Origin of the sequence: Frankia gtarii (assembly GCF_025403375.1) — a bacterium.
GTDB lineage: Bacteria > Actinomycetota > Actinomycetes > Frankiales > Frankiaceae > Frankia > Frankia gtarii.
Window position 1 is genome coordinate 20757 of sequence record NZ_JAMPTM010000018.1, and the last position, 22059, is coordinate 42815.

Genomic DNA, 22059 nt, shown 5'->3' on the forward strand with positions numbered 1-22059 from the left:
TAGCTTGAGGAAATGCCCGCGACACCTCCGCCTGTCATGCGTCGATACATAGATCCGGGTCGGATACGGTTCTCCGCCTGTTGTCGATCGAGTCCTCTTCAGTCGCGAAACCCCGACCTCCACGACCAAAAAGGCGACCAATCACGATGACTGTGGCGTACCAGACCGCAGATGACGAGCCAGCGCCGGACCAGGCGGAGTTCCATGCGTGCTGGCGCGCGTGGCGCGACGCCCGCGAGGCCGAACTGCGCCAGCCTTACGGAACGCTGTCCGCGACCGGCCTGCACTGGCTCAGCGACGAGTGGCAGAGCTTTGACCGAGTCCCGGGACGGTGGCGTGTCGCCGATTCGGACGTGCAGGTCGACGCCCGGGCGGAGGAAGGGTTGCGGCTGGAGGCCGTGCTCGTCGACGGGCCCGTCGGGTTGGGCCTCGGCCGATCCGCGTCCATCCCTGTCCTCACCGCAGGTGCTCTGCACCTCTCGGTCAGTGCCTTTCCGGCCAGCAACGGCCGGGGCGCCCAGTACGCCGTACGTCCGCACGATCCGCACTCCGAGACACTGACGGGCTTCACCGGGGTGCCGACCTACGATCCTGATTTCCGGTGGGTGGTCCGGGCCCGCTACGAGCCGTACAGCTCTCCCCGCCCGATCACCCTGGACACCGTGGTGGATTCGCTGCACAAGGACCTGGCCCTGATCGGGGCCGTTCGCTTCCACCTGTTCGATGCCGAGCACACACTCGAGGTGTACTCGGCTCCATTCGGCGAGCTGCACATCCCCTTCCGCGACCGGACGAACGGGATAACGACGTACCCGGTACGGGTCGTACGTGCCCAGTTGCCGCAGGACCAGGCCCGGGAGTTCGTCCTTGATTTCAACCGTGCCGCGAATGGCCCGTGCGGGCTGACTCCGTTCGCGACGTGTGCCCTTCCGCCTGCCGGAAACACTCTTCCGTTTGCCGTCGAAGCGGGCGAGAAGCTACCACCCTGGCGTGACGACCTCCCATACAGGGCGTAGTGTTCGCGGCTTTCCGCGCGCTTGTTCAAAACTCCTTCTCTGCTGTAGCTCCCCCCTGCGCGAAGCGATACCGCTGGCGCGCTCATCGATCGGAGAGTCGTGTTCCAACGACGTGCCCAATTCCGCCGGCGACGACTCGTAGCACTCGCAGCGCCCCTCCTCAGCTGCGTCCTCGCCGCGGCGTGCACGTCGAATTCGGACCCAGTCGCACCAGGAGGCACCGCACAAGGAAGCACCGCCGCGGGCCGGCCGACGGCCGGCGGGACACTGCGATACGGCCTGGACTACGCACCATCCTGCCTGGACCCGCAACAAGCAGGCGTGGGGCCGAATCTCGGGGTCCTGGAGACGTTGACCGCTCAGGATCCCGCTACCGGCAAAGTCGGGCCCGGGTTGGCCTCGTCATGGACGATCAGTCCGGACGCGACGAGCTTCACGTTCCATCTGTACGATGGAGTGACGTTCAGCGACGGCTCTCCATTCACGGCGGACATCGTGAAGGCGAACTTCGAGAATATCCAGAAGCTCGGTCCGACCGCGAGCAACTCTGGCGCCTATCTTGCCGGCTTGACCTCGATAACGGCTCCGGATCAGCGCACGGTCACCGTCGCCTTCGCCAAGCCCAATATCCAGTTCCTGCAGGCCACCTCGGCGCCAGCTCTGTCCATCCTGTCCACGGGATCGCTCGCGGGCACCGCCGCCGACCGCTGCACGGGCAAGATCGTGGGCACCGGGCCGTTCATACTCAGCTCCTACATCCCCCACCAGAACATCGTGCTCAGCAAGCGCCCCGATTACAAACTGGCGCCGTCGACCGCCCAGCACACCGGGGCCGCCTATCTCGACAAGATTGACATCAGGATCGTCTCCGACGTCACTACCCGGACGGGCAGCCTGCTGTCCGGCCAACTCGACGCGACCAATGCCGTCGCACCCCAGGACGAGGCGCGCTTCGACGGCAACGGCTTCTCCGTGATCAGCCGCACCCTGCCCGGCGTCGTGCTCAGCCTCTACGTGAACGAGAAGAAGACGATCCTGCAGGATCAGAACGTGCGCCTGGCGATACAGAAGGCCATCAACCGCGCCGACATCGTCTCGACTCTTTACAGCCCGCACTACAAGCCGGCGACCAGCGTGCTCTCCTCAACCACGCCGGGATACACGGATTTCAGCTCCCAGCTCACCTACGACCCGATCACGGCCAAGAGGCTGCTCGATTCCGCCGGATGGACGGTCGGACCGGACGGCATCCGCGTCAGGGGTGGCCAGAAACTCGCCCTGGACGTCATCTTTGGACAACCGCAGAGCCTGGAGCTGGTCCAGCAACAGCTCAAGCAGGTCGGCATCCAGCTCAACCTGCGCCAGTTGCAGATCTCCCAGATCCAGCCTCAACTGGTCGCCGGGAACTACGACCTCTTTCTCGGCAACTCCAGCCGCGCCGACCCTGACGTGCTGCGCACCCTGTTCAAGCAGTTCGCGATCGTCGGCTCGGACTCCCCGGCCCTGACCGCCGCCCTCAGCAAGCAGGCCGAGTCCCTCGATCCGGCCGCGCGCCAGCAGGCTGTGACCGACGCGCAGAAAATCGTGGTCAGCAACGCGCACGTCGTCCCGATCACCGAGTTTGCCCAGGTTGTCGGGCAATCGAGCAAGGTCAACGGTCTGTCCTTCGCGGCGAACTCCAGCGTCCGCTTCTACGACGCCTGGTTGTCCTGATGCTCGGGGATCGGTGATGACCGTCCTCGACGCCGGGCCGCTGGCCCGGCGACTGGCCCAGGCTCTGTTCGTGCTCTGGGGCGCCTTCACCGGAGCGTTCATCGCCCTGTATCTACTGCCGAGCGATCCGGTGACGTTGATGCTCGCGCAGCGGGCGGACGGGCCGAGTGCGGTCATCGACCCGCGGCAGGCCGCGGCCATACGAGTGGAGTACGGCTTCGACCAACCGGTGTGGCGCCAGTACCTCACACTGCTCGGCCGGGCTGTGCACGGTGACTTCGGAACGTCCGTCCAGACCAGGGAATCGGTCAGTCATCTCGTCACCGGCGCTCTGCCGCAGACCGTCGGTCTGGCCGGCGCGGCATTGTTGATCGCGGTTCCGCTCGGGGTCGCGCTACCGGTGCTGTCTGCCTGCAGCAGACACCGCGCGGTAAGCCGACTCGTGGACTCACTACCCGCGGTCGGGGTGTCGATCCCGTCCTTCTGGCTGGGAATACTGCTCCTACAACTACTTTCGTTCCACTGGGTAGTGTTCCCCGCGACCGGCAACACCGGTATCCGCAGCATCGTGCTGCCCGCCCTGACATTGTCGCTTCCCACGGCGGCGGTGATCGCGCAGGTCCTCGGCCGCAGCCTTCGCTCAAGTCTCGGCTCTGCCTACGTCGAGCTGGCGAAGGCGAAGGGGGCCAGCCGATCGTGGATCGTGTTCCGGCACGCGCTGCGCAACGCGAGCCTTCCCGCCGTCACCGTCGCTGGACTGGTCGGGGGAAACCTGCTGGGCGGCGCGGTCGTGATCGAAACCGTCTTCGCCCGCAACGGACTCGGGCAGATCACCGTCAACGCGGTCACCAACGAGGACCTGCCCGTACTACTCGGACTGGTGGTACTCGCCGCGGCAATCTTCGTGGTGACGAGCCTCGTCATCGAGTCGGTCTATCCACTGCTAGATCCAAGGATTCGCCGCTCATGAACGAGTACGCGTCGGCTGCTGTGCCCGTCCGACGCCGGGCCCTTCGCGTCGGGGGCGGCCTGGTCCGCGCCCCGGGTCTGACCCTGTCGGGCCTGCTGCTGGCCCTCGTGCTGGCCTGGGCCCTTGTGCCCGGCCGGTTCACCAGCCAGGACCCGCTCCTCGGCGTCACCGCCGACCGGCTGCGGCCACCCAGCGGGCGGCATCCGTTCGGCACCGACTACCTGGGACGCGACCTGTACTCCCGCGTCGTGCACGGCGCCGCACCCTCGCTGAAGGCGACGGCGGTCGCGGTGGCGGTCGCGCTGGTCGCCGGGGCCGTGATCGGGACGATCGCCGGGTATCTCGGCGGCTGGATCGACACCGCGCTGATGCGCGTCATGGACGTCCTGCTGGCCATCCCCGGATTGCTGTTGGCCCTCGCCCTGGTATCCGCCATCGGCTTCGGCGTGATCCACGTGGCGATCGCGGTCGCAATCGTGAGCGTCGCCGGCTTCGCCCGAGTCATGCGGGCCGAGGTCCTCGTTGTACGCAACGCGATGTTCATCGACGCCGCCCGTGGTGGCGGCGCCCGGCGGGGCCGAATACTGCTCACGCACGTCGTCCCCAACGCCGTCGGACCGCTGTTGGCTCTCGCCGCGCTGGACATCGGATCGGTCCTGCTCACCGTCTCCGCCCTGAGCTTTCTCGGCTTCGGAGCCGCCCCCCCGGCGGCGGAATGGGGCCAACTCATCGCCTCCGGCCAGACCTACCTCTACGCCGCGTGGTGGCTGACCACCTTTCCCGGCCTGACCATCGCACTCGTGGTGCTGGCCACGAACCGCGTCGCGCGGGCACTGGAAGCTACGGCCGGACCGTCGTGGTGAATCAGATGTTGCTGCGGGTCGCTGGACTCGACGTGACCTATACCGATCGACGGGCCACCGTAGCGGCTGTACGGGGCGCCGAGCTGAGCATCACCCGCGGCGAGGTCGTGGCGTTGGTCGGAGAATCCGGGTCGGGAAAGAGCAGCCTGGCCCACGCGATCCTGCGACTCCTGCCCGCCAGCGGCCGGGTGACCGCCGGCGCCATCCACTTCGACGGGGAAGACCTGCTGGCCGCGTCGCCCAAGCGACTGCGGCAACTACGCGGAGCACGGATCGCGCTCATCCCCCAGGACGCGGCCGCGTTCCTCAACCCCACCAAGCGCGTCGGAGCGCAGGTCGCAGAGGTCCGGCGCATCCACCGCCGGAGCGACCGGCGCGCCAGCGCTCGCGAGGCGATCACGCTGTTGGCGACCGCCGGGCTGCCCGAACCACAGGTGCGGGCACGGCAGTACCCGCACGAGCTGTCCGGCGGGATGCGTCAACGCGTCCTGATCGCCATCGCGCTCGCGGGTGAACCGGACCTGATCGTGGCTGACGAACCCACCAGCGCCCTCGATGTCACGGTGCAGCGCGAAGTCCTCGACCACCTCGGCCAGCTGGTCGCCACGCTCGGTGTCTCCATGCTCCTGATCACTCATGACCTCGCCGTCGCTGCCGACCGCGCCGATCGGGTACTGGTGATGCGCGATGGCGCCGTCGTCGAGTCCGGGTCGACGACGTCAGTGCTGCTCCAGCCACAACACCTCTATACCCGCAGCCTGGTTGCCGCCGCCCCCCGCCTGAGCGGACCGCGGGTGCTTGTCGATCACCGAGTCCGGGCGGCAACCCGACTCGACGACCGTGGAGATCTCGGGCCGCCGGTGCTCACGCTGCGGAACGTGACCCGGATCTATACCCGGCCACTGGGCGGCCGGCGAAGGCAGGAGTTCCGGGCGGTTGACGACGTGACAATCACGGTCAATCGCGCGGAATCAGTCGGGCTCGTCGGCGAGTCGGGGAGCGGAAAATCCACCCTCGCCAGAATCGCCGCCGCTCTGGACGCGCCGACCACGGGCACGGCGGCCATCGACGGAATCGACGCGACCCGGCGGCCGGAACGGGAACTGCGGCAAATGCGCCGGCGCGTCCAGCTCATACACCAGAGCCCGTTCGCCTCCCTCGACCCGCGATTCACCGTCGCCCGCAGCATCACCGAGCCGCTGCGCGCCTTCGGGATCGGCGACCGCGACAGTCGCCGCGCCACCGCGCGACAACTGCTCGACCACGTGGGCCTACCCGCCGCCGCGCTGCGCCACCGACCAACCGAGCTCTCCGGGGGACAACGCCAACGCGTCGCCATCGCCCGAGCACTCGCGCTCGAACCCGCGCTCCTGATCTGCGACGAACCGGTCTCCGCCCTCGACGTGTCCACCCAGAGTCAGATCCTCGAGCTGCTGGCGCGGCTGCAAGCCGACCTCGGGATCAGCTATCTGTTCATCTCCCATGACCTCGCCGTCGTTCGACAGATCTGCGACCGGATCGCGGTGATGCGCGACGGACACATCATCGAGGACACCGACATCGACACACTGTTCACCGCCCCGAACCACCCCTATACCCGACAACTGCTGAACGCGATCCCAGGAGCCAGGCTGCGATGACCGGGGTCAAAGGGCACTGCGACGAGAAGTTCTCGCTGCTGCGCGACGCGTTCGCCAACCAGCTCGAGAGAGGAGCGGAGTTGGGCGCCTCGGTATCGGCTACGGACTCGCCCCGACCCCCGCCCTGCCGTACCTGCCTGATCGGCGGATCTGCTTCTGGTACGGCGCCGGTGGCTCCATGGCCGTCATGGACGTCGACCGCGGTGCCGTCTTCTCGTACGTGATGAACAAGATGGCACCGGATCTCATCGCCTCAGACCGGGGCGCCCGATACTGCACCGCCTTCCTCACCTCCCTGGGATGAGGTTCTTCATATAGTCGGTGGGTGAAGTTGAGTATGGCTCCCCGATCCGGCAAGGGCACTCTGGGTGCGGCTGCGGAGATCTTTCAGCGGATCTGCCCCGGCCGATTGGTCCTCGATCATGTTTCGGGGCGTTGGGGGGTGCCCGTGATGGTGCTGTTGCGGCAGGGGCCAGCGCGGTACTTCGAGTTGCGCGAGGCCATCGACGGGGTGAGCGAGAAAATGTTGAGCCAGACGTTGCGGGCGCTGGTGCGCGATGGGATCGTCGCCCGTCGGGCCACCTCGTCGATCCCGCCGCGGGTGACCTACGAGTTGACCGAGCTCGGCCGCGGGGTGGCTGGTCCGCTCGGCGATCTGCTGGCCTGGCTGTCAGAGCACCAGGACGAGTTGGTGGCGGCGCAGCGTGCCCACGACGAGCTCGAGTCCAGCGCATCGTCGGTGGCGTAGCGGTCGTATCAGCCGGGCGCCGGTGGCGAGGCCCGCTGGGGCCGCACCGGGGTGTAGTCGCGCCCGGCCAACTCCGGGATGTCCCGCAGCGCCGAGTTGCAGACGTCGGTCATCCGCCGGCTCACCAACCGGAACGGGAACCTTCTTCGCGGCCCTCAAGAACGAACGCGTCAGGTGCAGGCGGCGAGGTCATCCAGGGGCGGATCGGGGAGCCCGCCGTCCGGTGCACGACGTCCTGCGCCTGTCGGTGATGCGCGCGCCGCCGCCCGAGTCAATGCCGAGCTGGGTTGACCTGCGTCACCGGTGGGCCCAGGTGAGCGAGCCGGTCCCGGACGGGCTGCTCGGCGTGGCCGAGATCTACCAGGCTCGGCTGGCCGACAGGCTCGGCTGGCCGATCCGGCACCGGCGCGCGTCGAGCCGACGCCGCTTCTCGGGGCGACCTGCCGACGCCTCGGCATGGATCCGGGCGCCGCTGGGTTCAGGAGCGGCGGCGGGGGGTGTACCAGGCGCCGACGGCGATGCGGGCGGCCAGCCCGAACAGCCAGAACAGCGCTAGGCCGAACAGAGAGGACACCATGATCGCGGCAAACAGCGGTGCGGACTGGAGGCGCTGGGTGTAGTCGTCGATGAGGCTGCCGATGCCCGGCTGCCCCTGCCGGAAGAAGAAGTCGCCGACGATCGCGCCGATGACCGACAGCCCGGCGGAGATACGCAGCCCCGTGAACACCGCGGGCAGGGCGCTGGGGAACTCGAGGTGGACGAGCCTTGCCCACCGGCCGGCCTGGCGCAGCGTGAACAGGTCATGCTGCTCGGCGTCGGTCGACCGGAGCCCGAACAGGGTGTTGGTGATGATGGGGAACAAGGCGACCAGGACGCACACGACGGTACGGGACCAGAATCCGTATCCCAGCCAGAACCCGATCAGCGGCACGATCGCGAGGATCGGGATCGTCTGGAGCGCCACCGCCCAAGGGTAGAACGACCGCTCGACCCAGCCTGCCTGGCTCATCAGCACGGCAAAGACCATCCCGAGGGCGGCGGCGATGGCGAGCCCCACGAGTGCGACCTTCGCCGTCGCGCCCAGTCCCCTCAGGGTCTCGTGGAAGGTGGTCCAGTCCCCGAAGCCGTCGGTGACGACCTCGTGCGGCGGCGGCAGCAGGAAGCGGCGGCGGGGGGCCAGGGCGAGGTAGGTCACGGCGTACCAGACGCCGACGACGGCGCCCAGCACGACCAGCGGCGGCCCGGCCCCGCGGGCCGTGCGGTGCAGGCGGCCAGGGCGGCGAGGGCTCTCGGCCGCCGGGGCCGCGAGCGGTGCCCGGGCAGTCGCCGTCATGTGAACGACTCCTGTAGCGCCGCCGAGACGGTCCGGGCGACGTCGCCGAAGGCGGCGTCGAAGCGCAGGTCGGCGGGCCGCGGGTAGGCGAACGGGACGTCGACCTGCGCGAGGACCCGCCCCGGTCGGGCTGACAGGACGACGACCCGGTTGGCGAGCCAGACCGCCTCCACGACCGAGTGCGTGACGAACAGGCCCGCGAACCGCTCGCGGGCGTGGAGCCGCTGCACCTCCTCGCCGAGCCGCTGCCGCGTGATCTCGTCGAGCGCGCCGAACGGCTCGTCGAAAAGGAACAGCGACGGCCGCACCGTGAGCGCCCGGGCGAGCGAGACCCGCATCCGCATGCCGCCGGACAGCGCCGTGGGCCGGTGCCGCTCGAACCCCTCGAGCTCGGTGAGGGAGATGGCCGCGGCCACGAGTTCGCGCCGCCGTTTCTTCGGCACGCGGTCGAGTTGGGCGAACAGGCCGACATTGCCTTCAACGGTGCGCCACGGCAGTAGCGTGGGATCTTGAAAAACGTAGCCGGGGGCGTTGGGCCCAACGGCAACCGTCCCGCTGGAGGGCTCGGTCAACCCCGACGCGATCCGCAAGAGCGTGGACTTCCCCGAACCCGAAGGCCCGACCACCGTCACGAACTCGCCGTCGCCGACTTTAAGTGACACTCCCCGTAACGCGTCGGTGCCATCGGGGAAGGTCTTTCCCACGTCGTCGAATGCCAATGCGATCCCCGGCGTAATGGGCATCGGCTCTCCCTTCCTGGCCCGGAGCCGGGCCGTCGGCGACCTGCCGGCGTCCTTTCTGACCGAATCGTAGCCCCCTGGCACGGGGCGTTACCGGGCGCACCCTGATGTCGTCCCGGTGTCAGGGCCGGGAAACAGTCCCGGAGCGAGGGCCGCCGGCTCGGTTGTCTCGGCGCTGTGTGGCGAACCCGGCTACATGACTTCCATCATCATCCGGTACGCTGAAGAGAACGTGGCCGGATGAAGGCGGGGGAATGACGCTGCAACGGGCAAGCGGGCCGATAGTGCGCCGCATTGTACTGGGCACGCAGCTGCGGAGACTCCGAGAAGCGAAAGGCATTAGCCGGGTGGATGCTGGCTACAGCATCCGGGCATCCGAGTCGAAGATCAGCCGGTTGGAGTTGGGTCGGGTCAGTTTCAAGGAACGCGATGTGGCCGACTTGCTGACACTGTATGGAGTCATGGACGAGAGGGACCGCTCGCCGCTGCTCGAACTCACCCGTCAGGCTAACGAGCCCGGTTGGTGGCAGGGTTTCACCGACGTGGTGCCGGGGTGGTTTCAGCCATACCTGGGCCTGGAGGAAGCGGCGGTCCTGATCCGGACCTACGAGCTTCAATTCATCCCGGGCCTTCTCCAGACCAAGGAGTACGCCCGCGCCGTCGTGGCCGGAGCTCGCCAGGTGGACGGCGCCGACGCCGTCGAACGTCGGGTCCAGGCGCGGATAAGTCGGCAGGCCATTCTCGACCGGCCAGATCCGCCCCGGGTATGGGCGATCATTGACGAGGCGGCACTGTGGCGCTCGGTCGCCGGGCCGGCCGTCATGCAAGGCCAGCTCGAACACCTGATCGCCCTGAACGCGAACCCGAACATCACCATCCAGGTGATTCCATTCAACGTCGGCCCCCACCCCGCCGAGGGGGGCGCGTTCAGCATTCTGCGGTTCGGTGAGCCGGACATCGCCGATGTCGTCTATCTGGAGCACCTCACGGGCGCCGTATATCTCGACAGGCCGGACGACGTCACCCGTTACACGCTCGCCATGGATAATCTGGCGCTCAAGAGCACGGCGCCCGACGACACGGCAAAGGTCATCGGAAAAATCGCCTCGCTTTACGCCGCGTGACGCCCGCCTCCGGCCGGAAGGCGGAGGTCAGGGCTTCCGGCCGACGCCACACAGGTCGTCGATTGCCAGGGGCGGTTCGGCCGAGGGGCCTGGCCGCCACAACGGCGTCGAGACCAGACCCGGCTCGACGAGTTCGAAACCGTCGAGAAAACGGGCCACCTGCTCGGGGGTGCGCAGGTGGTACGGAAAGCTCTCGTGCTCGTGGAGATCGTGGATGGCGTCGGCACGGTCCTCGCCCATCACGGCGTAGGTGCCGTCCTTGAACACAAGATAGCTGCCGGAGGGCAGGGATTCGCACAGTTCGCGCACGATCGCGTATGCCTCGTCGAGGTCGGCCACGTTTCCCATGATCCCGAGCATGATCAATCCGATCGGCTGGGTGAAGTCCAGGGTCTCGCGGGCGGCCTGGAGGATCTTCTTCGGCTCGCGGACGTCGGCGTCGACGTAGTTGGTAGCCCCCTCGGGCGTGCCGACCAGCAGGGCCCGCGCGTGCGCCAGGACCAGCGGATCGTGGTCGACGTAGACGATCCGCGAGTCGGGGACGATCCGCTGCGCCACCTCATGGGTGTTGTCGGCCGTCGGCAGGCCGGTACCGATGTCGAGGAACTGCCGAATACCCACCTCACCGGCCAGGTAGGTGACCGCGCGGCCGAGAAAGGCCCGAGCTTGCCGGGCGAGCTGCACAATCTCGGGGAGCAACTCGTAGAGCCGGTCGCCGAACTCGCGGTCCACCGGATAGTGGTCCTTCCCGCCCAGCCAGTAGTTCCACACCCGTGCCGAGTGCGGCACGGTGATGTCGACAACGGGTGCCGAAGCGTCGCTCATGAGTAACGTTCCCTTCGCCGCGTGGTCAGAACCCGATGCTCATCATAGGGACCGTCCGGGGCGGCTCCGCCCCGGACGGCGCCCTTCTTCCATCGCCGCTGGCGTCACTTACTTCAACGCCACCGTCTTGTCGAGGAACTCGTTGGTCACCAGGTCCGAAGGAACCAGCCCCGCCTTCGGCGTACTGCCCTTCGCAGTGAAGACCGGGACCAGCCGGCCGATCAGCGTCCCTACCCGGGCCGTGTCGAAGCTGCCCAGCACTCCGTCACTACCGTTAGCGATCAACCCGAATTGCTTCTGGGTGGCGTTGCCGTACGCGAGCAGCCCCGACGAGAGGGTGAATCCGCCCGTGTGCAGCGTACTGACGACCTTCAGCAGGAGCTGGTTCACCGGCGCCGGATTAGCGACGTAGTCCCGCTGCGCCCGCTGCAACAGCGGCACCAGCTTGGCCAGGCAGGCGCGCTGGGCCGACACCTTGTCCGGCCGAACGGCCAACGCGGAGATGTACGCAGGGTATTCGTCCTGCAGAAGTAGGTGCTTCACCGGCTTGCCCCACGCCTTGACGTCGTGCTGGAGCAGGTAGGGCTCGTTGGTGACGAAAGCCTGCTGCACGATCTTGCCATCGGCGGCGACGAACCGGTCCGGGGACCCCTGGTAGGAGGTGTCGACCTGGGACTTGGTCAGCGACCCCTCCCGGACGAAGACATCGGGAAAGGACGTCCCGCTCGCGCTGGCCAGCACCGTCGCGCCCGACTGGCGGATCTCGGCGACGTTGGTGAAGTTCCACGCCGGGTTGCCCCAGATCAGCGCCAGCGGAGACTTCTCGTAGGGCGCGAAGACGGCGACCGGCGACTGCTTCCCGGAGGCTTGCACAGCCTCGTCCGTTCCCACATAGCCGGCCAGGATGCTATCGTCCTGAGCCAGTAGCGAGGTCACCGGCTGGAAACCCGTCGCCGGCCCGCCGGCGCGCACTTGGAGCCTCACGCCGGTAGCACCCAGCGGTCCCTCAACTCGGTTCTTGCTCACGTCGATCGTCGGGTTAGGGCCTAGAAGCTGGTACAGGTATCCGTCGGGAAGGCCAGGCCACCAGTTCGCCTGAATGACGACCGTGGACGGGCAGATTCCCTTCAGCGGCGTCGCGTAACTCGACTCGGCGGCGGACCGCGTGGCCGATGGGCTCACCCCATCGGACCCATCGGACCCACCGGACGAGCCGGAACACGCGGTCAGGCTGAACGCCAGCACCGCGGCGCACCCCGCCGCCCAACGGCGGCAAAATATTGAAACTCGCACCAGTCCAGATCTCCTCAACACTGCGGAAGATGCGGGCACCCACGGTGAGAACGCCGGGCTTGCGATGCTCCTGACATCACGGCGGGCCGTCTCCGCCCATCGTCAGGATTCCACACCGCTGAGGGTGGGATGGCACGAGGTGCCAATTCCCCGTACAGCTTCAACCCCCGGCAGAATCGAGAGTTCGACGCGCAGTAACCGTAGCCGTAGCCGGCCAGCTCCACGTGCCGCACTGTCGGCCGCGACATTCCGCACGGCACGGTGGTCGCATCGCTGATCCAGTGGTTGTCGAACCAGAATTTACTGTCCGCCGCCACCAGCCCAATCATGCCCTTGACCAGCGGTAACGCTGGCCGTAGTAGCTTGTTGTAGCCAGCCTGGCCCGGCAGGTGGGAGAAGGCCCCGAAGACGCTGGGTGCCCGATGTCTGCCGGTGTGCGCGATCAGGCGACGGCTTCGGCGGACTACAGCCGGTCACAGCCCGCGACCTAGGCGCTGCCATAGGCTGGTCTTGGTCCTGGTCCGACTCCGACGAGGAGCTCGACGAGTTCCTCGCGTTCACCCACGCCGAGCGTCGTCGCGACGTCGCCTGAGCCGCCGCCGTGCAAGATCCCGGCGCGCCCGGTCGTGCTCCTCGCCCCACTCTCGGACCCGTCGGAACCCGTCCAGGATGTCGACGAGGCTGCGTTTCTGGGCCGATGCGGAGGCCTGCAACAGGTGCGCAAGCTTACGTGGCCTGATGTAAGCCCGTTCCGGGCGGTTTTTAGTCGCCAGCTTTGAGTATCTCGTAGAGAACAGTCCAGTTCTCGGTGTCGCGGCCTGCGGCGATGGCCTGGTCGTAGTGTGCTTTGACGGCTTTGGGTAGCCGTGGGTCGATGCCGGCCTTCTCGCTCGTCCACACGATGTGGTTCGCTGTGGCGCCCATCATCCGTGCTGTACCGAGATCGCCGGGGTGTTCGCCGGCCTCCAGGCGCCGGGCCAGGTCCCGCCCGTCTCCGATCATTGTTGGGATGTCGGTGAGGGTGTTCAGCACACCGGGTAGGAAATCGGCGGCCGGGACACCGGCCGCGGTGACGAGCGCGGTGGCGTGGAGCAGGCTCGACAGGGCGGTGAGGAAGACGTCGAGGTGCGCCTGGTAGAAGAGCTGGGGCAGGCCTGGGTCCTGCCCGAGGTACCTCGGCTCACCGATCGACCTGAGCGTCGGTTCGTGGAGGTCGAACACCGCGCGGGGGTCGCTGTAGAACACGTATGCCCCGGGGCCGCCCACGGTGGGAGCGGGCACCATCACGCCTCCTGTCACGAAGCTCGCTCCGTGCCTGGCTGCCCAGTCCGATGCCTCCCGGAAGGCATCGGGTGTGTCCGAACTGAGATTGACCAGGACCTTGCTGGCAAGCACACCGGAGGGGGCGAACTCCCAGTGGCCGGGTCGAAGATGTCGTACATCGCCTGGTAGTCAGTGAGGCTGAGGATGGTCAGCTCGCTGGCGGCAACGGCGGCTGTCGGCGTGGGCGTCAGCGTGGCGCCCCCGGCGACCAGGTCGTCGGGGGCGCCCGGGGGTGCGGTTCCATACCGTCACCGGATGGCCGGACCGCATCAGGGTCGCGGCCATCGTCCGACCCATCGGGCCAAGGCCAATGACCGTCACGGGAGACAGACCGTCCTCGCCGCTCATCGGACCCTCCTGAGCTCTTCGACGATGCGGGCGGTGCCCTGTCGGCCGTACCCGGCGGCGATCTGCCGGCGGACGATGTCAAGGACAGGCCGCAGCACCTCGACGTTGACGCCCTGGTCGAGGCTGGCTGTCACGAGGGAGGCCAGCGCGGCTTCGGTGAACATCCAGGCTCCGCTGGCCCGCCCCTGTGCTGACGGGTAGGGCTCGCCGCCGAGGACGCGCTCGAATCCGCGTCATCAGTCGCGCTTCACTGAGGCCGCATCGGTCCCCCGACAGCAAGACCTCGGCTAAGGACCTGCGCCTCCTCATCGAACGGTTCGACGTCGGCACCTGCACGGCCTGACTGTGCCCGTACTCGCGGTCGGTGTGGGCGGAGTCCCCATCAACCCCGGGCGGCGCGCATGACGCACCGGTGCTCCCGGCAGGGAGCCGACCGGGTCTCCTGGCTGCGGTGTGCGACCAGTGGTACATGATGGGCGATATGGGTGCTGACGAGCCGGCGCAGAGCGCCTGGTCGCGGGTGGACACGAGCGTGCCGCACTCCGCTCGGGTCTGGAACTACTGGCTGGGGGGCAAGGACAACTTTCCCGCCGACCGGGAGCTGGGAGACAAGGTCTTCGAGGTCTACCCGGACATCGTGCACGTCGCCCGTGCGCAGCGGGAGTTCCTCGTCCGAGCGATCACCTACCTCGCCGGCGAGGTGGGCATCCGCCAGTTCCTGGACATCGGCACCGGTCTGCCGAGCGCCGACAACACCCATGAGGTCGCGCAGCGGATCGCGCCGGACTCCCGCATCGTGTACGTCGACAACGACCCGCTGGTGCTGGTGCACGCCCGCGCGCTGCTGACCAGCGCACCCGGCGGTGCGACCGCCTACGTCGACGCCGATGTGCGCGACCCCGACACGATTCTCGCGGAGGCCGCCGAGCTGCTGGACTTCACCCAGCCGATCGCTCTCGTGATGTTCGGGATCGTCGGGAACGTCGCCGACAACGACGAGGCGAGTGCGATCGTGAAGCGGTTGCTCGACAGGGTGCGGCCGGGAAGCTACCTCGCTCTCAACGACGGCACCCACGGCGAGGACGTGGACAAGGCCATCGAGATCACCCAGGCTGACGGGCACCCCTACAACCTGCGCACCCCCGAGCAGGTCGCGTCCTTCTTCGACGGTCTCGAACTCGCCGAGCCCGGTGTGGTCTCGACCCCCCTCTGGCGGCCGGCGGCCGGGCCGGCGCCGCAGCCGCTGCACATCTTCGGCGGAGTCGGCCGAAAGTCGTAGCCGTCCCGTCGCGCTGACATTCCGCCGCAGCCAGGCGAGGTTGATCTTCACGGGGAAGGGGGCCGCGGCCTCGATCACTCCGGTGTGAACATCGCCGACCTGGTAGATCTGCGCGACCAGCGCATCGCGTCGTCGGCTCACACTTGGGCCGGGTGCGGCGTTCTTCTGGCATGGGGCGAGAACCGTTCGAGGTCGTCGTCGAACGCTACGGGCCGATGGTGCTGCGGGTCTGCTGGGCCGTTGTCGGGCCGACGCTGGCCGAGGACGCCTGGTCAGAGACGTTTCTCGCCGCGCTGCGGGCCTACCCTCAGCTGGCGCCGGACAGCAACGTCGAGGCGTGGCTGGTGACGATCGCCCGGAACAAGGCGATCGACCAGCTTCGCGCCCAGTCACGGCGTCCGGCGCCGACGGAGCGTCTGCCGGAGTCGATCAGGTGGGAGGAACCCGACGCCGGCCTGGACCTGTGGGACGCCCTGAGGCGACTGCCCCGGAAACAACGGGAGACCGTCGCTTACCACTACCTGGCCGGACTTCCCTACCCCGAGGTCGCCCGGCTCCTCGGCGGCAACCCGGCGTCCGCGCGGCGAGCCGGTGCCGACGGCATCGCGTCGCTCCGGAACATGCTCGCGCCTTCGGCGCGGGAGAAAGGGCCGAGATGACTGGTCAGGACTTTCCGGAACCGGGCCCTTTCGCCACCCTGTCCGGCGCTGAGGTGGACCTGGGCCGGCTGCGCCTGCGGCTGGTGGCCGAGGCGGAGCGGGAGAGCCTGCTCGACGTGGTGTACCGCACCGTGGACGCGCCGGTCGGGCGGCTCCTGCTCGCCGCGACCCGCCGGGGGCTGGTGCGGGTGGCGTACGAGGTGGAGGGCCACGACACCGTCCTCGCGACCCTGGCCGAGCGGATCAGCCCCCGCATCCTGAAGGCAGGTGGGCGGCTCGACACCGTTGCCGGGCAGCTCGACGACTATTTCTCCCGGGCCCGGTCCGGCTTCGAGGTGGATCTCGACCTGCGACTCGCGTCCAGATTCCGGCTCACGGTGTTGGAGCACCTACGGGAGATCCCCTACGGCAGCACGGCGAGCTACGCGGCGGTGGCCGCGCTGGCCGGAAGCCCGCGCGCGGTCCGGGCCGTCGGCACGGCCTGCGCGACGAATCCGCTGCCCATCGTCGTGCCATGCCATCGCGTGGTGCGCAGTGACGGCGGGATCGGCCGGTACGTCGGGGGCGACGACGCCAAGCGGGCCCTCCTTCGGCTCGAAGGAGCGATCTGAGGTCAGCGGGCCATCCCCGGAGCGTCGGATCGCAACCGGCACCTCACGTTCTGGGCGGTCCCGGCGTCTTCCGGATGAGAGACGCACCGGCGCTCTCGCCGCCGACGCCATGGCGGCGTGCTGACACTCGGATTGGACACGCATGGCTGTCGCACTCGTCACGGGAAGCAGCCGCGGCCTGGGCTTCGCTACCGCGCAGGCCCTCGGCCGCCTCGGCTGTCGGGTCATCGTCACCGCACGCGACCAGGCCTCGGCGGACAGGGCCGCAGCCGATCTGAGGGCGAACGGGTACGACACCGCGGGGCTGGCGCTCGACGTCACGTCGCCTGACAGCGTCGAGGCAGCCGCGAACCGGGTGCTGGCACTGGACGGCAGGCTGGACATCCTGGTCAACAACGCTGGAATCCTGCCCGAGGCCACCGACGGTGAGCAGCACGAGTTCGCCTCCCTCGCGTTGTTCAAGGACACGTACGCCACCAACGTCTTCGGCCCGGTCGCGGTCACCGAGGCGTTCCTGCCCCTGCTGCGCGAGAGCCCGGCCGGACGGATCGTCAACGTCTCCACGACGATGGGTTCGCTCAACGACCAGGCCAGTCCCGCATCGCCGTACTACTCCACGGTCGTGCCGGCATACCAGAGCTCGAAGGCGGCGCTCAACAGCGTCACGATCGCCCTGGCCAAGAAGCTCGCCGGCACCTCCATCAAGGTCGTCTCTGTCTGCCCCGGTTTCGTGCGGACCGACCTGACGCCCATCAACAGAGAGCAGGCGCCGCTGACCGCGGAGCAGGCGTCGGAGGTCGTCGTCCGGGCCGCGACCTTGCCGGCGGACGCGGCCTCGGGAACGTTCTTCGACCAGAACGGCGCGGTGGCCTGGTAGACGGGCGAATCACCACGCTGTGGCTGGGCACAGTAGCAGTGAGTTGTTATCCGTGTGGTCGATCCGTGGCCGCCAGGGAGATGCGATGAGCGCCTCGATCGGATCAGTGGCCAGAGCGGCCAGAGCGGCCAGTGACCCTGCCTCGGGCCGTCCTGCCGCGGCCGACGAGGCGCGTGCCGGCCTGGCCACGCAGGGCGCGCCAGGGCTGGCGGTACGGCGGGTCGACGACAGCTGCCCGCTTTCACTGTGGCTGGCCTGGCCCGGCGCCGGCCCGCCGCTGGCCGACGTCGTCCCGATGCTCGCCAATCTCGGCCTGCGGGCAGAGAACCAACATCCTCTTGAGCCAGCCGGCCCGGGCGACGGGTGCGTAACCGGCGAAACCGTCAGCGTCGACGAGTATCGGATTCTCGGTCCCCCCGAGCTGGCCACCCAGGCGTTGGCGCAGGTCGGCGAGCTGGGCGAGACGCTGAGGGCAATCTGGGTGGGGCGGGCGGACAGCGACCCACTCGACCGGCTGGTGCTGACCGCGGGGCTGGCCGCCGGCGAGGTTGCGCTGCTGCGCGCCCTGCTGCGGTACCTGCTGCACGCCGGGCTGCCGCTGAGCGAGGCGTACGGGCATCGGATGCTGACCGCGCGCGCGTCCTTCGCGCGGGACCTCGTCGCGCTGTTCCACGCTCGGATGCGTCCCGGTGCCGAAGACCCGGACGGCGCCGCGGACTTGGCGGCCAGCCTTGACCGCGACCTGGACACGGTCGCCGGCGTCGATGAGGACCTGCTGCTCACCCGCCTGCGCGACGTCGTCCTCGCCGTCGTGCGCACCACCTACTACCTGCCGGGCGAGGCGCTCGCGGTGAAGCTCGACCCAGGCCGGCTGCGATGGTTGCCGCGTCCCCTTCCCGCGGCCGAGGTCTTCGTGAGTACGGCGCGCTTCGACGCCCTGCACCTGCGCGCCGGGCTGGTCGCCCGCGGCGGGATCCGCTGGTCCGACCGTACTGAGGACCTGCGTGCCGAGATCGCCGGGCTGATGAAGGCACAGCGGGTCAAGAACGCGCTGATCGTGCCCGACGGCGCCAAGGGCGGCTATGTCCTGCGGCACCCCCCGGACGACCCGCGGCGGCGGGAGGCTGAGGGCCGCGCCTGCTACGCGGCCTTCATCCGCGCGTTGCTGGCACTGACCGACAACCGGGTCGACGGGGCCACCGTCCGCCGGCCCGGACTGGTGTGTCACGACGGCGAGGACAGCTATCTCGTCGTCGCGGCGGACAAGGGCACGGCCCGGTTCTCCGACCTGGCGAACGCGATCGCCGTCGAGTCCGGCTACTGGCTCGGCGACGCCTTCGCCTCCGGCGGCCGGACCGGCTACGACCACAAGGCGCTGGGGATCACCGCCCGGGGCGTCTGGGAGTCGGTGCGGCGCCACTTTGCCGAGCTGGGGGTGGACGCCGACGCTGAACCGATCACCGTCGTCGGGATCGGGGACATGTCGGGGGACGTGTTCGGCAACGGGCTGCTGCAGTCGGACCAGCTGCGCCTCGTCGCCGCGTTCGACCACCGGCACCTCTTCCTCGACCCCGACCCCGACCCGGACCGCTCGTATACGGAGCGGCGGCGGCTTGCGGCGCTGCCCACCAGCAGCTGGGACGACTACGAGCGGTCGGCGCTGTCCGCCGGTGGCGGCGTGTTTCCGCTGTCGGCCCGACGGGTCCCGCTGTCCCCGCAGATCCGTGCCCGGCTGCGGGTGGACGCCGAAAGCCTGACCGTGGACGAGCTGATCCGGTCGATCCTGCGGGCGCCGGTCGACCTGCTGTGGAACGGCGGGATCGGCACCTGGGTCAAGGCATCGCGCGAGGACCACCACGCGGTCGGCGACAAGGCACGCGACCGCTGCCGGGTCGACGCGTCCGAACTGCGTGCGAGAGTCGTGGCCGAGGGGGGCAACCTCGGCCTGACGGAGGCGGCCAGGGTCGAGTACTGCCTGGCGGGCGGCCGATGCAACACCGACTTCATCGACAACTCGGCCGGCGTCGACTGCTCGGACCGCGAGGTGAACCTCAAGATCGGTCTTGCTGCCGCCGGCCGCGTGCCTGGTCCGATCGGTGGGAGCTCGCCGGGCACTGCTCCGGTGGACCCGTCCGGGCGCGACGATCTGCTGGCGGCGGCCACGGGCGAGGTCGTGCAGCTGGTCCTCGCCGACTCTGCCCGGCAGGTGCTGTCGCTGAGCGTCTCCGAACGGCAGGCCGCCGTGTCGGTCGAGGGCATGGCTCGGCTCACCGGTCACCTCGTCTCCGCGGGCATCCTCGACCCGTCCGTCGACCCCGTCCCGGACCAGGAGGTGATGCGCGCGCGGATGGGCAGGGGCCCGGTGCTGACCCGTCCCGAGATCGCGATCCTGCACGCCTACGGCAAACGCGAGGTCTTCGGCGAGCTCGTCGGGTCGGACCTGCTGGCCGAGCCGGCGACCGCCGAGACGCTGGACGCCTACCTGCCGGCCACGCTCCGTCCCCTGATCGGCCCACGGTTCGACCGGCATCCGCTGTGGCGGGCGATCGCCGCATCCCAGCTCGCCAACGACCTCGTCGACCGGGTCGGCGCCGGCTTCCTGTTCCGGCTGGAGGAACTGACCGGTGCGCCGCCGGTTGACGGTGTCCGTGCCTTCCTCATCACCCGGGACCTGTTCGGGCTGGCCTGGGTCTGGGAGGCGGTCGACGGCCATCACCAGCCGGCCGCGGGAACGCCATGCCGGGCCCGCCGCCGTGGCGACGTGCCCGGCGGCGACCGGGTCGACGCCGCCGTCGAGGCACTGCTGCGGTGTCGCACGCTGCAGGAGTACGCGGCCCAGTGGCTGTTGCGGCGGCGGCCGAGGCCGCTGGACCTGACCGCCGAGACCATGCGGTACTACGACGGCGTCAGCGAGGTGGCGATGGCGCTGCCGGAGACGCTGCGCAGCCTGGGCGCCCGGGAGGAACTCGACGCCATCGAGACCGTGCGGCGTCGGCTGCTCGGCGCCGGCCTGCCGCTGCGCGCGGCGGAGCAGGTCGCGAGGCTGAAGGCGATGGTCAACGCCCTCGACATCGTCGACGTGGCGCTGCAGCACGACATCGCGGTGACCGAGGTGCTGACCGAGTACTTCGACCTCGGCGTTCGGCTCGGGCTGGGCCGGCTGACCACCCGTATCGTCGACCGACCCGGGGACTCCTACTGGGAGACGATGGCGAAGGCGTCGCTGCGGTCGAAGCTTGCCAGCAGCCATGCCCGGCTGGTCGAGGCGCTGCTGGCGAGGGCGGGTGGCGATCTGGACACGGCGGTCAGGCGGGCCGCCCGCAGCGGTGGCGTCAGCCGGGTCCGCGCGGTGGTGGACGAGGTGGTGGAGGCGCCGGAGGTCACCAGTGCCATGGTGGCCGCGGTCGTGCTCCGGCTCGACGACCTGGCGGACCTCGTCCCCTGACAGGAGCGCGCCCTAGGCTGAGTGGGTGCTCGTGGCGTATCTGTCGGCTTTCGCATGCGCCGTCTGCTATGGCGTCGGTTCGATCCTGCAGAGCATCGGCGCCCGCCGGACCGCGACGACCGCCGGCGCCCTGGATCCCCGCCTGCTGGTGCGGCTTGCGGTGCAGGTTCCCTACCTCGTCGGGATGGGGCTGGACCTGGTCGGCTGGGTGCTCTCGCTGGTCGCGGTGCGTTCCCTGCCGTTGTTCGCCGTCCAGGCGATCCTGGTGGCCAGCGTCGGCGTGACGGCGGTGCTGGCGAGGATCTTCCTGCGGGTTCGGTTGGACCGGGCCCAGGCGGCTGCCCTGGTCGTACTCGGGCTCGGAGTGGTGCTGCTCGCGGCCACCGCCGCGCCGGGAAAACCGCGACCGGTGGGGTCGACGGCCGCCGTCCTGATCGCGCTCGGCATCCTGCCGACGGCCCTGGGCTGTTTCTGGGCCGGCCGGGCGCTGTCCGAGGGGCGCGCCGTCCTTGCCCTCGGCGGCCTGTCCGGCCTGGCGTTCGGCGGGACGGCGCTGTGCGCTCGTGCGTTGGAGGCCGACCACACCCTCGTCGAGGTCGTCGCCGATCCCCTCTCCTGGGCGCTGCTGATCTACGGGGTGGTCGGCATGGTCGCGTTCGCGGCGGCCCTGCAGCGGGGCTCGGTCACGATCGCCATGGCGGGGCAGGCGACGGCGGAGACCGTCGTTCCCGCGATCATCGGGCTGACCCTGCTGGGCGACCACGCCAGGTCCGGCAGCGGTGGGATCGCGACGACGGGTTTCGTGCTCACGGTCCTCGCGGCGGCCTGGCTCGCCGCCCACAGCCGGGTCGAGCCCGACGCGGTGACCACACCGCCCCCGTCGGACGCGGTGGGTTCGGCCGTCCAAACGGACCCGACCCCGGACCCGACCCCGGCCGAGCGATGTTGAGGGTGGCCGCCTCAGCGTTCGGGCGTGGCCAGGATCTTGAACAGCATGGTGTTGGCGCTGGTCAGCGCCTGGGTGTCGACTGAGCGCAGACAGGTGACGAGGCTGGCTTTCGCCACGAACGTGACCAGGCCCATCACGGCCCACAGGCCGCCGCCGAGATCGACGCAGAACCCTTCGCTGGTCGCGTGCTCCACGACCAGGGCAACCAGCACGGTCGGCTCGTCGACGATCTCGTTGTAGACGGTGGAACTGAGCACGAGCACGGCCTGGGGCGTCGGTCCGGTGTTCGCAGTCCAGAGCTCC

At 69.1% G+C, this 22059-nt stretch carries 21 protein-coding genes and 1 pseudogene; 14 read left to right on the forward strand and 8 right to left on the reverse strand.

The window, feature by feature from the left end; translation table 11 throughout:
• Positions 1-146: 146 nt before the first annotated feature.
• From NBZ83_RS05265 to NBZ83_RS33655, 7 genes and pseudogenes are all read left to right on the forward strand, one after another.
• The gene (locus NBZ83_RS05265; protein WP_261574445.1) at positions 147-1016 is read left to right on the forward strand and encodes a DUF1684 domain-containing protein; all 870 of its coding nucleotides are present in this window, start codon (positions 147-149) and stop codon (positions 1014-1016) included.
• Positions 1017-1337: 321 nt separating this feature from the next.
• On the forward strand, positions 1338-2729 hold the full coding sequence (locus NBZ83_RS05270) for an ABC transporter substrate-binding protein (protein WP_261574446.1): 1392 nt from the start codon (positions 1338-1340) through the stop codon (positions 2727-2729).
• 16 nt (positions 2730-2745) lie between these two features.
• Complete coding sequence (locus tag NBZ83_RS05275) at positions 2746-3699, forward strand: ABC transporter permease (protein WP_261574447.1); 954 nt, start codon at positions 2746-2748, stop codon at positions 3697-3699.
• The gene (locus NBZ83_RS05280; protein ID WP_261574448.1) at positions 3696-4562 is read left to right on the forward strand and encodes an ABC transporter permease; all 867 of its coding nucleotides are present in this window, start codon (positions 3696-3698) and stop codon (positions 4560-4562) included. The genes NBZ83_RS05275 and NBZ83_RS05280 overlap by 4 nt, the downstream gene beginning before the upstream one ends.
• A 5-nt stretch (positions 4563-4567) precedes the next feature.
• On the forward strand, positions 4568-6202 hold the full coding sequence (locus tag NBZ83_RS05285) for a dipeptide ABC transporter ATP-binding protein (RefSeq protein WP_261574455.1): 1635 nt from the start codon (positions 4568-4570) through the stop codon (positions 6200-6202).
• A 337-nt stretch (positions 6203-6539) separates the two neighbouring features.
• Complete coding sequence (locus NBZ83_RS05290; RefSeq protein ID WP_261565163.1) at positions 6540-6950, forward strand: winged helix-turn-helix transcriptional regulator; 411 nt, start codon at positions 6540-6542, stop codon at positions 6948-6950.
• A 190-nt stretch (positions 6951-7140) separates the two neighbouring features.
• Positions 7141-7506, forward strand: a pseudogene (locus NBZ83_RS33655) (CATRA conflict system CASPASE/TPR repeat-associated protein); the annotation flags it as partial.
• Here NBZ83_RS33655 and NBZ83_RS05295 read toward each other — a convergent pair.
• Together NBZ83_RS05295 and NBZ83_RS05300 are read right to left on the reverse strand one after the other, a co-directional pair.
• Entirely contained in the window at positions 7429-8283 is an 855-nt protein-coding gene (locus NBZ83_RS05295; RefSeq protein WP_261574449.1) for an ABC transporter permease, read from the reverse strand. The pseudogene NBZ83_RS33655 and the gene NBZ83_RS05295 sit on opposite strands and share 78 nt — an antisense overlap.
• Positions 8280-9026 carry an ABC transporter ATP-binding protein gene (locus NBZ83_RS05300; RefSeq protein WP_261565165.1) on the reverse strand — a complete coding sequence of 249 codons (747 nt, stop codon included), beginning with the start codon at positions 9024-9026 and terminating at the stop codon, positions 8280-8282. The genes NBZ83_RS05295 and NBZ83_RS05300 overlap by 4 nt, the downstream gene beginning before the upstream one ends.
• Before the next feature lie 251 nt (positions 9027-9277).
• Between NBZ83_RS05300 and NBZ83_RS05305 the strand changes: the two genes are divergently transcribed.
• Positions 9278-10147, forward strand: a complete 870-nt coding sequence (locus NBZ83_RS05305) for a Sco1979 family transcriptional regulator (RefSeq protein ID WP_261565166.1) — start codon at positions 9278-9280, stop codon at positions 10145-10147.
• A 27-nt stretch (positions 10148-10174) separates the two neighbouring features.
• On the opposite strand, the gene NBZ83_RS05310 is transcribed toward NBZ83_RS05305, so the two are convergent.
• The 5 genes from NBZ83_RS05310 to NBZ83_RS05330 form a co-directional block, all read right to left on the reverse strand.
• Positions 10175-10972 (reverse strand): SAM-dependent methyltransferase, encoded by a 798-nt coding sequence (locus tag NBZ83_RS05310; RefSeq protein ID WP_261565167.1) that lies wholly within the window; start codon positions 10970-10972, stop codon positions 10175-10177.
• Between the two features lie 108 nt (positions 10973-11080).
• Entirely contained in the window at positions 11081-12214 is a 1134-nt protein-coding gene (locus NBZ83_RS05315) for a substrate-binding domain-containing protein (RefSeq protein ID WP_261574456.1), read from the reverse strand.
• Between the two features lie 813 nt (positions 12215-13027).
• Entirely contained in the window at positions 13028-13546 is a 519-nt protein-coding gene (locus NBZ83_RS05320; protein ID WP_261574450.1) for an imine reductase family protein, read from the reverse strand.
• Positions 13547-13717: 171 nt separating this feature from the next.
• A complete protein-coding gene (locus NBZ83_RS05325; protein ID WP_261574451.1) occupies positions 13718-13936 on the reverse strand; it encodes an NAD(P)-binding domain-containing protein in 219 nt (72 codons plus the stop codon).
• Positions 13933-14100 carry an imine reductase family protein gene (locus NBZ83_RS05330; RefSeq protein ID WP_261565171.1) on the reverse strand — a complete coding sequence of 56 codons (168 nt, stop codon included), beginning with the start codon at positions 14098-14100 and terminating at the stop codon, positions 13933-13935. Before NBZ83_RS05330 ends, NBZ83_RS05325 begins: the two co-directional genes overlap by 4 nt.
• A gap of 308 nt (positions 14101-14408) precedes the next feature.
• Here NBZ83_RS05330 and NBZ83_RS05335 point away from each other — a divergent pair, with 308 nt between their 5' ends.
• From NBZ83_RS05335 to NBZ83_RS05360, 6 genes are all read left to right on the forward strand, one after another.
• Positions 14409-15215: an SAM-dependent methyltransferase gene (locus NBZ83_RS05335; RefSeq protein ID WP_261565239.1), complete on the forward strand. Its 807-nt coding sequence runs from the start codon at positions 14409-14411 to the stop codon at positions 15213-15215.
• 170 nt (positions 15216-15385) lie between these two features.
• Positions 15386-15874, forward strand: coding sequence for an RNA polymerase sigma factor (locus tag NBZ83_RS05340; protein WP_261565172.1), 489 nt, complete (start codon positions 15386-15388; stop codon positions 15872-15874).
• On the forward strand, positions 15871-16485 hold the full coding sequence (locus NBZ83_RS05345) for a methylated-DNA--[protein]-cysteine S-methyltransferase (protein WP_261565173.1): 615 nt from the start codon (positions 15871-15873) through the stop codon (positions 16483-16485). Before NBZ83_RS05340 ends, NBZ83_RS05345 begins: the two co-directional genes overlap by 4 nt.
• Before the next feature lie 142 nt (positions 16486-16627).
• Positions 16628-17362 carry an SDR family NAD(P)-dependent oxidoreductase gene (locus NBZ83_RS05350; RefSeq protein WP_261565174.1) on the forward strand — a complete coding sequence of 245 codons (735 nt, stop codon included), beginning with the start codon at positions 16628-16630 and terminating at the stop codon, positions 17360-17362.
• An 85-nt stretch (positions 17363-17447) separates the two neighbouring features.
• Positions 17448-20807, forward strand: coding sequence for an NAD-glutamate dehydrogenase domain-containing protein (locus NBZ83_RS05355; protein ID WP_261565175.1), 3360 nt, complete (start codon positions 17448-17450; stop codon positions 20805-20807).
• A gap of 25 nt (positions 20808-20832) precedes the next feature.
• Positions 20833-21756: a hypothetical protein gene (locus tag NBZ83_RS05360; protein WP_261574452.1), complete on the forward strand. Its 924-nt coding sequence runs from the start codon at positions 20833-20835 to the stop codon at positions 21754-21756.
• Between the two features lie 11 nt (positions 21757-21767).
• Here the strand turns inward: NBZ83_RS05360 and NBZ83_RS05365 are convergent, their stop codons facing one another.
• A complete protein-coding gene (locus NBZ83_RS05365) occupies positions 21768-22013 on the reverse strand; it encodes a MazF family transcriptional regulator (protein ID WP_261565177.1) in 246 nt (81 codons plus the stop codon).
• Positions 22014-22059 lie beyond the last annotated feature (46 nt).

Bases quoted from the DNA above. Each gene is read 5' to 3' on its own strand.
- NBZ83_RS05350 (WP_261565174.1), top strand. From the start codon at position 16,628: ATGGCTGTCGCACTCGTCACGGGAAGCAGCCGCGGCCTGGGCTTCGCT.
- NBZ83_RS05305 (WP_261565166.1), top strand. From the start codon at position 9,278: ATGACGCTGCAACGGGCAAGCGGGCCGATAGTGCGCCGCATTGTACTG.
- NBZ83_RS05335 (WP_261565239.1), top strand. From the start codon at position 14,409: ATGGGCGATATGGGTGCTGACGAGCCGGCGCAGAGCGCCTGGTCGCGG.
- NBZ83_RS05280 (WP_261574448.1), top strand. From the start codon at position 3,696: ATGAACGAGTACGCGTCGGCTGCTGTGCCCGTCCGACGCCGGGCCCTT.
- NBZ83_RS05275 (WP_261574447.1), top strand. From the start codon at position 2,746: ATGACCGTCCTCGACGCCGGGCCGCTGGCCCGGCGACTGGCCCAGGCT.
- NBZ83_RS05290 (WP_261565163.1), top strand. From the start codon at position 6,540: ATGGCTCCCCGATCCGGCAAGGGCACTCTGGGTGCGGCTGCGGAGATC.
- NBZ83_RS05345 (WP_261565173.1), top strand. From the start codon at position 15,871: ATGACTGGTCAGGACTTTCCGGAACCGGGCCCTTTCGCCACCCTGTCC.
- NBZ83_RS05285 (WP_261574455.1), top strand. From the start codon at position 4,568: ATGTTGCTGCGGGTCGCTGGACTCGACGTGACCTATACCGATCGACGG.
- NBZ83_RS05325 (WP_261574451.1), bottom strand. From the start codon at position 13,936: ATGAGCGGCGAGGACGGTCTGTCTCCCGTGACGGTCATTGGCCTTGGC.
- NBZ83_RS05340 (WP_261565172.1), top strand. From the start codon at position 15,386: ATGGGGCGAGAACCGTTCGAGGTCGTCGTCGAACGCTACGGGCCGATG.
- NBZ83_RS05310 (WP_261565167.1), bottom strand. From the start codon at position 10,972: ATGAGCGACGCTTCGGCACCCGTTGTCGACATCACCGTGCCGCACTCG.
- NBZ83_RS05330 (WP_261565171.1), bottom strand. From the start codon at position 14,100: ATGTTCACCGAAGCCGCGCTGGCCTCCCTCGTGACAGCCAGCCTCGAC.
- NBZ83_RS05355 (WP_261565175.1), top strand. From the start codon at position 17,448: ATGAGCGCCTCGATCGGATCAGTGGCCAGAGCGGCCAGAGCGGCCAGT.
- NBZ83_RS05295 (WP_261574449.1), bottom strand. From the start codon at position 8,283: ATGACGGCGACTGCCCGGGCACCGCTCGCGGCCCCGGCGGCCGAGAGC.
- NBZ83_RS05300 (WP_261565165.1), bottom strand. From the start codon at position 9,026: ATGCCCATTACGCCGGGGATCGCATTGGCATTCGACGACGTGGGAAAG.
- NBZ83_RS05265 (WP_261574445.1), top strand. From the start codon at position 147: ATGACTGTGGCGTACCAGACCGCAGATGACGAGCCAGCGCCGGACCAG.